General features: G+C 61.1%; 14 protein-coding genes. 4 read left to right on the forward strand and 10 right to left on the reverse strand.

Features of this window, described 5'->3' with window-relative positions; genetic code table 11:
* Positions 1-17: 17 nt before the first annotated feature.
* From ACA058_RS02860 to ACA058_RS02905, 10 genes are all read right to left on the reverse strand, one after another.
* A complete protein-coding gene (locus ACA058_RS02860; protein ID WP_497637758.1) occupies positions 18-1394 on the reverse strand; it encodes a PepSY-associated TM helix domain-containing protein in 1377 nt (458 codons plus the stop codon).
* A 127-nt stretch (positions 1395-1521) separates the two neighbouring features.
* Positions 1522-3639 carry a TonB-dependent copper receptor gene (locus ACA058_RS02865; protein ID WP_497637759.1) on the reverse strand — a complete coding sequence of 706 codons (2118 nt, stop codon included), beginning with the start codon at positions 3637-3639 and terminating at the stop codon, positions 1522-1524.
* 90 nt (positions 3640-3729) lie between these two features.
* Complete coding sequence (locus tag ACA058_RS02870) at positions 3730-4188, reverse strand: DUF2946 domain-containing protein (RefSeq protein WP_497637760.1); 459 nt, start codon at positions 4186-4188, stop codon at positions 3730-3732.
* A gap of 21 nt (positions 4189-4209) precedes the next feature.
* Positions 4210-4689, reverse strand: a complete 480-nt coding sequence (locus ACA058_RS02875; protein WP_497637761.1) for a copper chaperone PCu(A)C — start codon at positions 4687-4689, stop codon at positions 4210-4212.
* A gap of 47 nt (positions 4690-4736) precedes the next feature.
* The gene (locus tag ACA058_RS02880; protein ID WP_497637762.1) at positions 4737-5135 is read right to left on the reverse strand and encodes a DUF2946 domain-containing protein; all 399 of its coding nucleotides are present in this window, start codon (positions 5133-5135) and stop codon (positions 4737-4739) included.
* A 117-nt stretch (positions 5136-5252) separates the two neighbouring features.
* A complete protein-coding gene (locus ACA058_RS02885) occupies positions 5253-5576 on the reverse strand; it encodes a helix-turn-helix domain-containing transcriptional regulator (RefSeq protein WP_131058881.1) in 324 nt (107 codons plus the stop codon).
* 81 nt (positions 5577-5657) lie between these two features.
* Complete coding sequence (locus ACA058_RS02890) at positions 5658-6383, reverse strand: cobalt-precorrin-6A reductase (protein WP_497637763.1); 726 nt, start codon at positions 6381-6383, stop codon at positions 5658-5660.
* The gene (locus tag ACA058_RS02895) at positions 6380-7477 is read right to left on the reverse strand and encodes a cobalt-precorrin-5B (C(1))-methyltransferase (protein ID WP_497637764.1); all 1098 of its coding nucleotides are present in this window, start codon (positions 7475-7477) and stop codon (positions 6380-6382) included. The genes ACA058_RS02890 and ACA058_RS02895 overlap by 4 nt, the downstream gene beginning before the upstream one ends.
* A complete protein-coding gene (cbiE, locus tag ACA058_RS02900) occupies positions 7470-8681 on the reverse strand; it encodes a precorrin-6y C5,15-methyltransferase (decarboxylating) subunit CbiE (protein WP_497637765.1) in 1212 nt (403 codons plus the stop codon). Before cbiE ends, ACA058_RS02895 begins: the two co-directional genes overlap by 8 nt.
* Before the next feature lie 175 nt (positions 8682-8856).
* Complete coding sequence (locus tag ACA058_RS02905) at positions 8857-9507, reverse strand: hypothetical protein (RefSeq protein ID WP_497637766.1); 651 nt, start codon at positions 9505-9507, stop codon at positions 8857-8859.
* Between the two features lie 258 nt (positions 9508-9765).
* Between ACA058_RS02905 and cobG the strand changes: the two genes are divergently transcribed.
* Genes cobG through cobJ form a run of 4 tightly spaced genes read left to right on the forward strand, consistent with a single transcriptional unit; the run spans position 9766 to position 14180 of the window.
* The gene (gene cobG, locus ACA058_RS02910; RefSeq protein ID WP_497637767.1) at positions 9766-11121 is read left to right on the forward strand and encodes a precorrin-3B synthase; all 1356 of its coding nucleotides are present in this window, start codon (positions 9766-9768) and stop codon (positions 11119-11121) included.
* Positions 11114-11740: a precorrin-8X methylmutase gene (locus ACA058_RS02915; RefSeq protein ID WP_497637768.1), complete on the forward strand. Its 627-nt coding sequence runs from the start codon at positions 11114-11116 to the stop codon at positions 11738-11740. The genes cobG and ACA058_RS02915 overlap by 8 nt, the downstream gene beginning before the upstream one ends.
* Entirely contained in the window at positions 11740-12471 is a 732-nt protein-coding gene (locus tag ACA058_RS02920; protein WP_497639852.1) for a precorrin-2 C(20)-methyltransferase, read from the forward strand. The genes ACA058_RS02915 and ACA058_RS02920 overlap by 1 nt, the downstream gene beginning before the upstream one ends.
* The gene (gene cobJ, locus ACA058_RS02925) at positions 12471-14180 is read left to right on the forward strand and encodes a precorrin-3B C(17)-methyltransferase (protein ID WP_497637769.1); all 1710 of its coding nucleotides are present in this window, start codon (positions 12471-12473) and stop codon (positions 14178-14180) included. The genes ACA058_RS02920 and cobJ overlap by 1 nt, the downstream gene beginning before the upstream one ends.
* The last annotated feature ends 22 nt before the right edge of the window (positions 14181-14202 follow it).

The following is a 14202-nucleotide window of genomic DNA, read 5'->3' on the forward strand; positions in this document are numbered from 1 at the left end:
GCTTGCTCAGGTATTGCTCAAGCGGCCGAGTCAGGTTCAGCTTGCCGGTTTAGGCGTGCCAACAGCAGCTTATCCAGCACCCACACCACCACCAGTGAAGCCCCCACCAACGGGAACGCCACCGCCAGGGCGAACATGATCGCCATCGCGGTTTTCCATTTCGGCAGGTCGTGACGCAGCGGCGGGACACCGAACTTGCCTTGCGGACGACGCTTCCACCAGATCACCACGCCGCTGATCGCACTGAGCAAAATCATCAGGCAGATCAGCAGGACAATGATCTGGTTGAGCGTGCCGAACATCTTGCCTTCGTGCAGCATCACGCCGATTTCCGTGGCGCGGGCGACGGCGCCGTAGTGCTCGTAGCGTACGTCGGCGAGGACGTTGCCGGTGTATTGATCGACATGCAGGGTGGCGTCGTTGCGTGGGTCATCGGCGAACACAGCAATGGTGAACACGCCGGTGGCCGTGGTCGGGAACGTGATGCTGTAGCCGGGCTCGACCTGGCGTTGCACGGCGATGTTCTGCACGTCCTGCAGGCTGATGGTCGGCGCGGCCGGACCGGCTTGCGCTGCTCCGTGGGCCATGTGTTCGGCATGATCGCCGGACATCGGCATCGGTGTATTTTCCATGGCCCACGGCACAGTCTGGCGGGTGGCGCTGTTGAGGCTGCGCGCTTCGACGTCGGACTTGGGCACGTTGTCCCACATCGCCGCCGGAAAGACATTCCAGACGGCGGCGTATTGCTGGCCCCAGAAGCCGGTCCAGGTCATGCCGCTGAGCAGCATCACCAACAGCAAGGAGGCGCCCCAGAAACCGGTGACGGCGTGCAGGTCACGCCACAACACCCGGCCTCGACTGCTCAGTCGCGGCCAGAGAATGCCCGCGGCCTGACCGCGCGGCCACCACAGGAACACCCCGGACACCACCAGCACCACCGCCCAACCAGCGGCCAGTTCCACCAGACGGTCACCGACGGTGCCGATCATCAGCTCGCCGTGAATCGCTCGCGCGACCGCTTGCAGGTTTTTCTTGGCGTCTTGCTCGCCGAGGATGTCGCCGTGGTACGGGTCGACGAATACGTTCAGCTCGTTGCCGTCGTTGAGCACGACAAACTGGGCGCTGCGCTCGGCGTTGACCGGCGGCAGGTACTGTTTGATCGTGCCTTGTGGATACTCGTCTTTTACCCGGTTGAGCAGGTCATCGGCTGGCACTGTGTGGTGCCCGGCCGGGACGTTGAGCAGGCTGCTGTACATCAGCGAATCGAGTTGTGGTTTGAACAGGTAAATGGTGCCGGTCAGGGCCAGCATCACCATGAATGGCGCAACGAACAATCCGGCATAGAAATGCCAGCGCCAGGCCAGGTTGTAGAAATTCACTTTGGGCTGTTTCATCACGTGTGCTCCGCTTGGCTGGATCTTTTAGTTGTTTGTTTGCGGTTGCTTCGCAACCGATCGCGAGCAAGCTCGCTCCCACAGGTTCAACACTGTCCATGTGGGAGCGGGCTTGCCCGCGATGCTCTTAAAAGCTCATATCCACCTTGGTCCAGAGCGTGCGCCCCGGTTCCTTGATGGCTTGCGGGTCATTGGCCGGGTAACCGAAACCGGCGTTGCCGGCCAGGTTCAAGTGTTCGGCGTAGGCCTTGCCGAACAGGTTGTCGACGCCGCTGCTGACCTTCCAGTGCTGGTTGATCCGATAGGCACCGTTGAGCGAGAACACGGCAAAACCCGGGGTCTTGTCGAAGTCCTTGCCGACTACGTTGCCTTTGTTCTGGTCGATACGGTTTTGCGCGGCAACCACTCTCCACAGTGCGCCGCCGCTCCAGTTGTCTTCGCTGTAGGTCAAGCCGAAGCGGGCGTCCAGCGGCGGCATTTGCGGCAAGGCACTGCCATCGCTGCTGTTCTTGCCCCAGGCGTAGGCCAGGGTGGCGTCGGCTTTCCAGTGTTCGGTGAGTTTGTAAGCGGCGCCCAGTTCGCCACCCATGATTCGCGCGTCGATGTTCTGCGCTTGCGAGGTCATGCCCATCATGGCTGGCGTGTAGTTGAACAGGATGTAATCGCGCACCTGGCCGATGTAAGCCGAGGCCCAGGCATCGAGGTTTTCGGACTTGTATTGCAGGCCGAAGTCGAGCTGGGTGGTTTTCTCGGGCTTGATCGAATCGAAGGCATTCACCGATCCGGCGGGGCCGGAATTGGGCGAAAACAGTTCCCAGTAATCCGGAAAACGCTGGGTGTGGCCCAGGCCCGCATACAGCGTGGTCGGGCTGTCGGCCAGGTCGTGTTCGTAGCGGATGAAGCCACTGGGCAGCGTATCGGCGCGGGTGTCGTCGGCGGTGGGATTGGGGCGGGTCATCATCCCCGAGCCGATGGTTTGCCGGTAATCCTTGGCCGAAGCGCGGTCCAGGCGTGCGCCGGTGATGAGTCGGTCACGCTCAGCTGCGTACCAGGTCAGTTCGCTGAACGCTCCATAGTTGTGAAAGTCGGCATCCTTGGTGTACGGCAGGTCCTTGTAGGTGTTGATGCCCATGGAGCTGCGTTGGCGGTGTTCGTTGGTCTGCGCGTCAATGCCGCTGATCAACTGCACATCGGCCCAGCGCCAAGTGGCCTTGACTCGCGCGCCGAGGGTGCGACGGTCGACGTTGGACGCCATGGGGCCGGCCATCATCCCGGTGCCGGACGGCGTGCGCAGGGTGTAGTTGTCCATCACATGGTCGGCGTAGTTGTAGTAGACCTGCGCCTCAAGGGTTTGCAGCACGTCGCCGATGTTGGATTTCTCGAAGCGCAGGCCGAGGCTCTCGCGCTTGAACTGCGAACCGTCCATGCCGCGTCCTGCGTAACGCGCCTCGCCGTCACTCTTGCCGGCGGTCAGCTCCAGCAGGGTATCGGCGTCCGGAGTCCAGCCGAGCGCGACGTCGCCGTTCCATTTGTCGTAGCGCGATGCCACGGTGTCGTTGTTACCATCCTTGTAGTCGTCGGCTTGGGCGGTGTTGCCGATCACCCGCACATAACCCAATGGCCCACCGGCGGCCGCGTCCACCAATTTGTCAAAACGACCGTTGGAGCCGGCCAGCACGCTGGCGTTCACCCGCGTGCCGAGCTCGCCGAAACTTTCCGGTTCGCGGTCGAACAGGATGGTGCCGGCCGAAGCACCCGGTCCCCAAAGCACGGTCTGCGGGCCTTTGATGACGGTCAGTTTGTCGTAGGTTTCCGGGGAGATGTACGAGGTCGGTGCGTCCATCCGACCGGGGCAGGCACCGAGCATCATGCCGCCATTGGTGAGGATGTTCAGGCGCGAGCCGAACATGCCGCGCAGCACCGGGTCGCCGTTGGTGCCGCCATTGCGCACCTGGGCGAAGCCCGGGATGGTTTTCAGATAGTCCGAACCGTCGCTGGCCGGCACGGGTTGGCGCGGGTCCTTGGGATTGGTGACGATGGTCAGTGGCGAACTCGGGGCAACGGCGGTGATGACCGTCGGGCTCAGTTCTTCACTATGACCTGCGTGTTCATCGGCCAGCGCAGAAGGCGCCAGCAAGGCACCGCACAGAATGGCGGTGGCGTGCCTGAAGCGAATGCTGGATTCGTTCAGGGCAAGGGAGGCTTGGGCATAGCTCAAGCATGGGACAGCAGAAAACCTGGACATGACAATTTCCATCGAACAGTCGTAAACGACACGGCCAGTAGGAGCGAGCTTGCTCGCGAAGAGGGACCGTGTGAAATCAGCAGTAGGTGTTTACGCGACGACGGGCGGGGCGCGGGTGCGGGCGCCGGGGAAGAAGGTTTGCCGGGCATGGCCCAGGCGAGGGGATGGCGTGGTGAAAGTGTTGGCGGGCGGGGTGTCGAACGCTGTGAATGATCCGCCACCGGTGAGCGCCGGGCAGTTGAACAGCAGGCTGCAATAGCCGCATTTTTCCCAGATTGCATGGTGCCCAGACGCTGGCGGGCAATGCTCGGCAGTTGGTTGTGCGGCGTGATCCGAGTGCTCCATCGCCGACATGTCCATGCTCATGTCCATCGACATGTTCATGCTCATGTCCAGGGGCATCGAGGTGCGCTGATCCATCGGCATCGACTGAGAAATCAGTGGGCCGATAAAGATCATCAACATGGCGAACAGGCTGATCCAGCTGCCGCGCGTCAGGCTCAATGGCTGATGACGGTGGGGGGATGACCTGGTGCCTGGCGGGCGCATGGGCGGCTTCAGCTCAGTGGATTACTGAACGTGCGCGTGCTTTTGCGTGGCCTCGGGCGCCTGCTTCTGCACCGCCACTTCGACCGTCACGTCACCGGACTTCTCGAAGTGCAGGGTCAGCGGAAAGCGCTTGCCATCGCTGAGCAGGCTGCGGTCTTTCAACCCCAGCAACATGACGTGGTAAGCCATCGGTGCAAACGTGACCTCGCCACCAGCGGGGATTTCCACGCTGGGTACCGGCTGCATTTTCATCAGGTCGTTTTGCATCACATGTTCATGCAACTGCGCTTCACCCGAGATCGGCGAGTCGACGCTGAGCAGGCGGTCGGCTGTATTGCCTGCGTTGTGGATCACGAAATACGCGGCGACGGTTGGTGCATTGGGCGGAAGCTCCTGCGACCAAGGGTGAGCGATTTCCAGTGCGCCGACCTTGTATTCGTGGGCATTGGCAAAGCAGGCAGGCAGCAGCAACGCGGCCAGAACGATGAGTCTGTTCAACATGGCAGTTCTCCAGGTGATTCTAAACGCAGGTCAATTGCGAGAAGTAATCACACCAGAGGGGAGGCACGGGGATTGAGGCTAGGCCATTGCTGGCGCGGTGTCGGGGTGTTGAGTGAAGCGGGGGGGAGGGCTCGATTGGCTTCGAAGCTTGCGAAATACAGGTGCGGCGCATGCCCGGGCAACGCCACCAGTGGCGCGGAGCCGCTGCAGCACCAGCAATGCTGCATGTTGGAATGATCGTCGCTTTGCGGGGCTTTTTGCTCGATGTCGCCCAGGGAAATCGCCACCATCCTGGTGCCGCTGGACGAGCAGAAACTGCCCCACAACAATTGCTCGGCTGGCGACTTCGCCGTCTGCGCCATCGCTCCGGACATCGGCATGGCGAGCATGTTGAACAGCACTGCGAAGCAGGCGATCCAGGCAATTGCGAGCCGTTGTCGGGACATGGGACAAATCCGGTGGGTGGGCGATCAGGCGCGGCTATTTAGCCTGATCAGGGCCGATAAGTAAAAACACCGCGTGCGGTGTGGTGTCGCAGTAAAAGTCGCTTTTCTCTCTCGCTGTCAGTGCGCACGAACCGCATGTACTTGCATATCTACTCCAAGCGTAGCGCGAATTACCGCAAATATCGCAGCCAGATTGTCCATGCTTGGGTTGCCTTTCGCAGACAACATTCGATGAAGGCTTTTGCTGGGCTTCGCTGTTTCCTTTGCCAGTTCTTCGAAACCCACAGTGGCGTTGACGAGGTCACGCAAAATGATTCTGGCCATTTCAGGTTCGCCATTAAGAAACAGAGTAGCAGCCTCATCCAACAATGCTTGGGCGAACTCGGGGTCACGCTGGGCGCGCTCGGCAATGGTGTGTTTGTAGCTTCGGGTAAGCGCCATGACTCTATCTCCGATTTCGTTGAGCTAGCAGTCCTGAAAGTAACAAATAGGTTACTGTTCATGCAAGCCGATAATCCTGCCTTACTGGGCGAAGGCCGCCAACGCATCAAGTGTTTCCTCAAGCGACAGAAACTCCCGCTCAACCCCCGGCAACTCCGGCCGCTTCAACACCAGCACAGGCACCCCACGCTCGCGCGCCACCTCCAGCTTCGGCTCAGTGGCCGTGCTGCCGCTGTTTTTGCTGATCAGTACGTCGATCTGCCGACGTTCGAACAGCGCGCGTTCATCGTCGATCAGGAACGGTCCGCGTGCGCCAATCACTTCGCAACGTTCATTGCCGGGGTAAACGTCCAGCGCGCGCAAGGTCCAGAATTTCTCCGGCGGGATTTCGTCCAGGTGTTGCAAGGGCTCGCGACCTAGGGTGAACAGCGGTCGACGGAAGGGTTGCAGCGCTTCGATCAGCTCGGCCCAATCACTGACTTCACGCCAGTCATCGCCGGCCTGTGGTTGCCATGCCGGACGTCGCAGCGCCCAGCAGGCGATGCCGCTCAACCGAGCTGCGATCGCGGCGTTTTGACTGATCTGGGCGGCGTAGGGATGAGTCGCATCCAGCAACAGATCAATCCGTTCATTGCGGATGAACTGCGCCAAGCCTTCGGCTCCGCCATAGCCACCCACGCGAACCTGGCAGTTCAAGTCCGTCGGCACTCGACCGATACCCGCCAAGCTATAGATGTGTTGTGGGCCGAGGGTTCGGGCAATCGCCAGGGCCTCGGTCACGCCGCCCAGCAACAGAATGCGCTTCATTGAAAAGCTCCCGCATGGCCGACAATCCCGCCCTGGCGATCGATGGCAAACACTTCGACCTGAACCTGCGCCGGCACCACGCTGCGGGCAAAGTCCAGGGCGTGTTGGCACACGGCATCGCCGAGGGCGATTCCTGCGGCGCTGGCCATCGCCAGGGCCTGTTGACTGGTGTTGGCTTCACGGATGCCTTGCTGCAACGCCGTATCGGCGCCGACCGCGGCGGCCCATTCGGCCAGTTGCGGCAGATCGATGCTCGAATGCCGACTGTGCAAGTCCATGTGCCCGGCCGCCAGCTTGCTGATCTTGCCGAAGCCGCCGCACAGGCTGAGTTTTTCCACCGGTACCTTGCGCAGGTGTTTGAGCACTGCGCCGACGAAATCACCCATTTCGATCAGGGCGATTTCCGGCAGGTTGTAGACCCTGCGCATGGTGTCTTCGCTGGCGTTGCCGGTACACGCGGCGATGTGCAGATAGCCGTTGGTTTTGGCCACGTCGATGCCCTGGTGGATCGAGGCGATGTAGGCTGCGCAGGAAAACGGCCGGACGATGCCGCTGGTGCCGAGGATCGACAGGCCGCCGAGAATGCCCAGGCGCGGGTTCATGGTCTTCAATGCCAGGGCCTCGCCGTCCTCGACGCTCACCGTAACCTCGAAACCGCCGCGGTAGCCGAATTCGTTGGCGAGCAGCGTCAGATGATCGCTGATCATCTTGCGCGGTACCGGATTGATCGCCGGCTCGCCGACGCCCAGCACCAGCCCCGGCCGAGTGACCGTGCCAACACCACGACCGGCATTGAAACCAATACCCGGCTCACTGCGAAGGCGCACCTGAGAGTAGAGCAGCGCACCGTGGGTCACGTCGGGATCGTCCCCGGCGTCCTTGAGGGTGCCGGCTTCGGCGCCGTCGTCGATCAGGCGACAGAATTCCAGGCGCATCTGCACCTGCTTGCCCTTGGGCAGGACGATGTGCACGGCATCCGCCGAAGTGCCATCGAGTAGCAGGCGAGCCGCCGCCAGGCTGGTGGCGGTGGCGCAGCTGCCCGTGGTCAGGCCGCTGCGCAATGGGGCAGGTTGTTCGGCAGTTTCGTCACGCATCGAAGGGTTTGACCACGTCCAGCAAGGTAATCGGCAACGCCTGGCGCCAGGTGTCGAAGTCTCCCAGCGGTTGCGCCTGGGCGATATGAATACGCGTCAGCTCGCCGCCGTGCTGCTCGCGCCAGGCCATCAGGGTCATTTCGCTTTGCAGTGTGACCGCGTTGGCGACCAGGCGGCCGCCGGGTTTCAGTGCCCCCCAGCAGGTATCGAGCACGCCTTCACGGGTGACCCCGCCGCCGATGAAAATCGCGTCCGGGCGTTCGAGTCCGGCCAGGGCCTGCGGCGCACTGCCGCGAATCAATTGCAGGCCGGGCACGCCGAGTACGTCGCGGTTGTGCTCGATCAACAGCTGCCGACCTTCATCGGCCTCGATGGCCAGCGCGCGGCAACCCGGATGAGCGCGCATCCATTCGATGCCGATGGAGCCACTGCCGGCGCCTACGTCCCATAACAGTTCGCCGGGAACCGGTGCCAGGCGAGCGAGCGTGATCGCGCGCACATCGCGTTTGGTCAGTTGGCCGTCATGCCTGAAGGCGGAGTCCGGCAGACCGGCCAGTCGCGACAGACGCGGCGTGTTTGCTTCTGCGATGCATTCGATGGCGATCAGGTTCAAGTCGGCGACAGCCGGGTCGGCCCAGTCGTTGGCGGCACCGTCGATGCGTCGCTCGGCCTCACCACCCAAATGTTCCAGTACGCTCAGGCGGCTCGGCCCGAACCCGCGTTCGCGCAACAGCGCCGCGATCGCGGCAGGGCTTTGGCCGTCATTGCTCAGCACAAGTAAACGAACGCCACTGAACAACTGCGCATTAAGTGCAGCGATGGGGCGGGCGACCACCGACAGCGTCACTACATCCTGCAGCGGCCAGCCCATCCGCGCGGCGGCGAGTGAGCAGGAAGACGGTGCGGGCAAGATCAGCATTTCATCGCTGGGCAATTGCCGAACGAGGCTGGCGCCGACACCAAAGAACATCGGGTCGCCGCTGGCCAGCACGCAAACCGGTTCGCCGTACCGTTCCAGCACCGGGGCCAGCGAAAACGGGCTGGGCCACAATTGCCGTTCGCCACGAATGCACACCGGCAGCAAATCCAGTTGCCGCTGACCGCCAATGATCCGCGAAGCGCCCAGCAGGGCGCGTCGAGCGTTCTTGCCGAGGCCCTTGAAGCCGTCTTCACCTATGCCTACCACTGTCAGCCAAGGGGGCATGCCATTCCTCTTTTATCTACCAAAGCCAAATCATCACCGCGCTCAAATCCGTCTCGGCCGGCGCGGTTGAGCATCATAACGTGGTGTCGATTGCATTCGCCCGTCGTCAGTCGATGAAATCGCGGTCAAGGGCGATGGCGGCCCCGCAAAATGATGAGAATTTATTCTGATTATCTTATGGGTTGTTTCTTAGAAGGTCGAATCTCTTCATTCTGATCTCGCGACGTTTTTTATCAATAAGTGTTCTTTTTGTTTCAAGTATTCTTTTGTCCAGTTTGAGATAGGCTCGTTGCTGGATGATTTTGGCGGAGCGGTCTTCCGATTCGACGTATAGGAAATTGCTTTTTTTTGTAGACGCCACCAATTCAAGATTGAAAACCGCAATTTCAAGAAAGCCCTTGGAGTCATAGCGGGCGGGGATAACCTGAAAGTGCCGCCCCAGTAGACTTTCCTGGTCCAGAGAGAGCCGCGCCGACGCGTCTGGTTTTAGTGCGTCGAGCGTGTCAATCATTGCGGTCCCCTGTCGGCTGTCGGGCATCTTCTCAGCGCTCTCGACCAGGAAATCCGCAACGCTTCTCAAGACGTCGTGACGGGTGCGGGTAATAATTGCATCTTGAAAGACAGACCAGCCCAAGAAGCTCAGCGTTGTTACATACTCATTCAGCCACTTTGTCGAGTCGACAAATCGGCTGCAGACCATATCGGCGGATTGGGTGGCGATCTGTGTGCAGTGGGTCAGGTCGTCATGATCCGCCAGTGACATTTCTTCAATGCACGAAAGCAGATTGGGGCCGGTCAATGTGCCGGAGAAGTTTCTATTATTCATATTCAGTTCCCTTGAATAAAAATTTCATCGGAGGAAGTGCTTTTCCTGCTGATGAAAGTACAACAGCCTGTGTGCGGTTGAAATGAAGTTGGCGTGGAGAACTGATACTTGCTGTTAAATGCAACGGGGAGTCGTCTTTAAAACGGAAATGCCGGTGGGCGTTTCAGACTTCAAGCGGAGCAACCGTTGACCTCTGAGCGAGCGCGCTTCGTCGTCAATCACTTGAGCTTTTTCATCCCGCCGGGCAAAGCAGGCATAATGCGACCCTTCGTCCCGTTGCCGGTCATCCCCGTGAATTCACCTCAGACATCCAGTCCCTTGCGCCCATCGGCCTGTCCCGGATTGTTGCGTGTCGTTCAGGCGCTGGACGGCGGTATTTGCCGGATCAAACTCGCTGGGGGGGCTATCCGCGCAGATCAGGCTGTGGCGGTGGCGGATGCCGCCGAACGATATGCCGGGGGCGTGATAGAGGCAACCAACCGCGCAAATCTGCAAATTCGCGGGATTGGTCAGCAGGCCTGCGCGTTGATCGACAGTCTGCTGGCCGTCGGGCTGGGGCCTGTCAACGTCGCTGGCGATGATGTGCGCAATCTGATGCTCAGCCCCAGCGCAGGCATTGACCGACACATGCTGATCGACAGCAGACCCTTGGCCCGAGAAATTCTCGACAGCTTGCAAACCCATGTGCGCTTCCATGAGTTATCGGCCAAATTCGCCCTGCAACTGGATGGCGGTGAAGCCTTGGCAATGCTCGAACATCCCCATGACCTCTGGCTGAGTGCGGTTGAGCGAAACGGCGAGCCAGTGCTGGCTTTCGGTCTGGCGGGGTGCCCCACCGAGACGCCGGCGGCAGCGGTATTGCTGCGTGACGGGCATGCCTTGGTGGTGGCGATGTTGGAGTTGTTTCTTGAACGTGCACGGCCGGATCAGACCCGGATGCGACATCTGCTGACTGAACATTCGCTTGATTCGCTGCTGCAACGGCTGGCCGAGCGAGTGCCCTTGTTTGCATTGGAGCCGTGGCAGCGACCGACTTCCCCTCCGGGATTGCACATCGGCAGTTATCCGCAGCGTCAGGAAGGTCTTGTCTATGTCGGCGCCGTGCCGCCCCTGGGGCGGCTGGACCCGACGATGCTCAAGGGGGCGGCTCATCTGGCTGAGGCGTTTGGTGACGCCAGCCTGCGCCTGACCCCTTGGCAAAGCCTGTTGCTGCCCAATATTCGCAACGAGGATTCACCTGCTCTGCGTCAACAATTGCAGGCGTTGGGTTATCTGGTCGACGCCGATCAGACCCTGGCCCATCTGGTGGCCTGCACCGGATCGGCCGGTTGCGGCAAAGGGTTGGCGGATACCAAGAGCGATGCGCGGCAACTGGCCGAACGGCTACATGTTCAATCCGGACAAGTGCAGGTTCACTTGTCGGGCTGCCCGCGCTCCTGTGCGTGCGCACACACGGCGCCCGTCACATTGTTGGCGACTTGCCCTGGTCACTACGACCTCTATTTTCGCGATGCCGCGCAGCCGGATTTCGGCGCGCTGCACGCACGCAATCTTACTATTGAAGCGGTCGCGGCCTTGCTCGACGCCCGCTCACGGAGCCCCCTTGATGCTTGATTACATCCGCGACGGTCAGGAGATCTATCGCAATTCCTTCGCGATCATTCGTGCCGAGGCCAACCTCGAGCGCATTCCGGTCGATCTGGAAAAACTCGCAGTCCGTGTGATCCACGCTTGCGGCATGGTCAATGCTATCGACGGTCTGCAGTTTTCCGCAGGCGCGGGTAAGGCCGGGCGCGATGCGCTGGCCGCCGGCGCGCCGATTCTGTGTGATGCGCGGATGGTGTCCGAGGGCATAACCCGCACGCGCTTGCCAGCGAACAACCCAGTCATCTGCACCCTGCGTGATGAAAGCGTTCCGCAACTTGCCCGTGAATTGGGCAATACCCGTTCCGCTGCCGCGCTGGAGCTGTGGCGTCCACACCTGGAAGGCAGTGTGGTGGTGATCGGCAACGCGCCGACGGCACTGTTTTATCTGCTCGAAATGCTCGACGCCGGCGCCCCGAAACCGGCGCTGATCCTTGGCTTCCCGGTGGGCTTCGTTGGCGCCGCCGAATCCAAGGCAGCGCTGGCCGCCGACAGTCGCGGCGTGCCGTTCGTTATCATGCAAGGCCGGCTGGGCGGTAGCGCCATGGCCGCCGCCGCCGTCAATGCCCTCGCCACGGAGATCGAATGATGCAGCAACCTGGACGTTTGATCGGCCTTGGCGTGGGACCGGGGGATCCGGAACTGATTACCGTCAAAGCCCTGCGCCTGCTGCGCGAATCACCGGTGGTGGCGTACTTCGTCGCCAAGGGTAAAAAGGGCAACGCCTTCGGCATCATCGAAGCGCATTTGCAGGACGCCCAAACCTTGCTGCCACTGGTGTATCCGGTGACCACCGAGGCATTGCCGGCACCGCTGTCCTATGAGCAAGTGATCAGCGATTTCTACGATGCGGCCGGTGAAGAGCTGGCAGCACATCTGGATGCTGGGCGTGACGTGGCAGTGATCTGCGAAGGCGATCCGTTTTTCTATGGTTCCTACATGTATCTGCACGATCGGCTGGCGCAGCGTTATGAGGCCGAAGTGGTGCCGGGTGTATGCTCGATGCTCGGCGGCGCTTCGGTACTGGGTGCGCCGTTGGTGTATCGCAATCAGAGCTTGTCGGTGCTGTCTGGCGTGCTGCCTCACGATGATCTCAAACGTCGTCTGGCCGACGCCGATGCGGCGGTGATCATGAAGCTGGGACGTAACTTCCCGAAAGTCCGTCAGGTGCTGGAAGAACTCGGATTGGCCGAGCGTGCGCTGTACGTCGAACGCGCGACCATGGCCAACCAGAAGATCGTGCCGCTGGATCAGGTCGAGCCGATGTCGTCGCCTTACTTCTCGCTGATCATCGTTCCCGGTGAAAGGTGGCAAGGCTGATGAGTCGTCCAGCTCCGGCCATTGTCATTCTCGGCAATGGCAGCCTCGCGACTGCGCGCAGCATTCAACAGCTGTACCCCGGCGCCTTGATTCACGGTCTCGCCGAACGGGTCGTCGGTGCCGATCGCACGTACCACGAGTTCGGTGCGACGTTGCGTGAGCTTTATCAACAAGACACGCCGATCATCGCCCTGTGCGCGGCCGGCATTGTCATTCGCACCCTGGCGCCGTTACTGCTGGAGAAGGGGGCTGAGCCACCCGTGCTCGCCGTCGCCGAAGACGGAAGTGCCGTGGTGCCGCTGCTCGGTGGCTTGGGAGGCGTGAACGTGCTGGCGCGGGAGATTGCTGCTGCGCTGGACGTGTCAGCGGCGATCACCACCAGTGGCGAATTGCGTTTTGGTACCTGCCTGCTGAACCCGCCCAGCGGTTATGCCTTGGGTGATCTTGAGCTGGGCAAACGCTTCGTTTGCGATTTACTCGCCGGTGAAACGGTGCGAATCGAAGGCGCGGCACCTTGGCTGGTGCAGGCGCAGTTACCTGAAAACCCGCAAGCGCGGCTGGCCGTCCACGTAGGTCATGCCAAGCGTACGCCGGCAGCCAATGAACTGCTGATTTATCCACGCAATGTGTTGGTGGCCGTCAGTGCCGGCGTGGCCGATGTGCCAAGTGCGGTTCGCGAGGCTTTGCATCAGGCAAAAATCGCCGTGCAATCGGTGGCCTGTCTGCTAAGCGCCGATAGTGAAATGTCGAGTGTGGCGCTGCGTGAAGCGGCGCTTGAGCTGGGTGTGCCGCTGCGTTTTGCCAATGATGTCGGCGCGGTCAGTGAGCTGGCGCGCAACGCCATCGGCCAGCCTGTTTCCATGTTCGGCGATGAGGCCGTTGCCATCGCAGTTGCCGAGCAGCCTCTGGACCCCTTGTCGATTGGCCGTCCTCGCGGTCGTCTGGCGGTGATCGGTCTTGGCCCTGGCGCTGCTGATCTGATGGTGCCCGCGGTCAAGGCGGAACTGGCCCGTGCCAATGACGTTCTCGGTTACGAAACCTATGTGCGCATGGCGGGGCCGTTCCGTGCTGATCAGGTCCTGCACTGCACCGACAACCGTGAAGAAATGCAACGTGCCCGCCACGCCTTTGAACTCGCGGCACAGGGCCGTTGCGTAGTGGTCGTCTCTTCCGGGGATCCCGGTGTCTTTGCCATGGCCGCGGCGGTGCTTGAGGCACTGCATGAGTCCCGCGATCCAGCGTGGCACAACGTTGACCTTGAAATCCTTCCGGGCGTTTCGGCATCGCTGGCAACGGCTGCCCAGGCAGGCGCACCGTTGGGGCATGATTTCTGTGTACTGTCGCTGTCGGACAATCTCAAACCGTGGGACATCATCGAGAAGCGTCTGGACCTGGCGGCGCAAGCCGACCTGGCGATGGCTTTCTATAACCCGATCTCGCGTTCCCGGCCTTGGCAGTTGGGGCGAGCGCTGGAAATCGTCGCCCTGCATCGCACTGCAAACACTCCGGTCGTATTGGGACGTGATGTCGGTCGTCCGGGTCAGACGTTGCGGGTCACGACACTCGGTCAACTGACGCCGGATCAGGTCGACATGCGAACCATGGTGTTGATTGGCTCATCCACGACTCGCGTGTTTCCTCGGCCTCAAGGATCGTTGTGGGTGTACACGCCGCGTAGCTACGGTGACAAGTTGGTTGATATCAACTAAACAAGTCGCAGTTGTATAGGTC

It is taken from the genome of Pseudomonas sp. LBUM1649 (genome assembly GCF_059716155.1).

Bases quoted from the DNA above. Each gene is read 5' to 3' on its own strand.
- ACA058_RS02860 (WP_497637758.1), bottom strand. From the start codon at position 1,394: ATGAAACAGCCCAAAGTGAATTTCTACAACCTGGCCTGGCGCTGGCAT.
- ACA058_RS02885 (WP_131058881.1), bottom strand. From the start codon at position 5,576: ATGGCGCTTACCCGAAGCTACAAACACACCATTGCCGAGCGCGCCCAG.
- ACA058_RS02870 (WP_497637760.1), bottom strand. From the start codon at position 4,188: ATGCGCCCGCCAGGCACCAGGTCATCCCCCCACCGTCATCAGCCATTG.
- ACA058_RS02895 (WP_497637764.1), bottom strand. From the start codon at position 7,477: ATGCGTGACGAAACTGCCGAACAACCTGCCCCATTGCGCAGCGGCCTG.
- ACA058_RS02880 (WP_497637762.1), bottom strand. From the start codon at position 5,135: ATGTCCCGACAACGGCTCGCAATTGCCTGGATCGCCTGCTTCGCAGTG.
- ACA058_RS02920 (WP_497639852.1), top strand. From the start codon at position 11,740: ATGCAGCAACCTGGACGTTTGATCGGCCTTGGCGTGGGACCGGGGGAT.
- ACA058_RS02865 (WP_497637759.1), bottom strand. From the start codon at position 3,639: ATGTCCAGGTTTTCTGCTGTCCCATGCTTGAGCTATGCCCAAGCCTCC.
- ACA058_RS02915 (WP_497637768.1), top strand. From the start codon at position 11,114: ATGCTTGATTACATCCGCGACGGTCAGGAGATCTATCGCAATTCCTTC.
- ACA058_RS02875 (WP_497637761.1), bottom strand. From the start codon at position 4,689: ATGTTGAACAGACTCATCGTTCTGGCCGCGTTGCTGCTGCCTGCCTGC.
- ACA058_RS02890 (WP_497637763.1), bottom strand. From the start codon at position 6,383: ATGAAGCGCATTCTGTTGCTGGGCGGCGTGACCGAGGCCCTGGCGATT.
- cbiE (WP_497637765.1), bottom strand. From the start codon at position 8,681: ATGCCCCCTTGGCTGACAGTGGTAGGCATAGGTGAAGACGGCTTCAAG.
- cobJ (WP_497637769.1), top strand. From the start codon at position 12,471: ATGAGTCGTCCAGCTCCGGCCATTGTCATTCTCGGCAATGGCAGCCTC.
- cobG (WP_497637767.1), top strand. From the start codon at position 9,766: ATGCGACCCTTCGTCCCGTTGCCGGTCATCCCCGTGAATTCACCTCAG.
- ACA058_RS02905 (WP_497637766.1), bottom strand. From the start codon at position 9,507: ATGAATAATAGAAACTTCTCCGGCACATTGACCGGCCCCAATCTGCTT.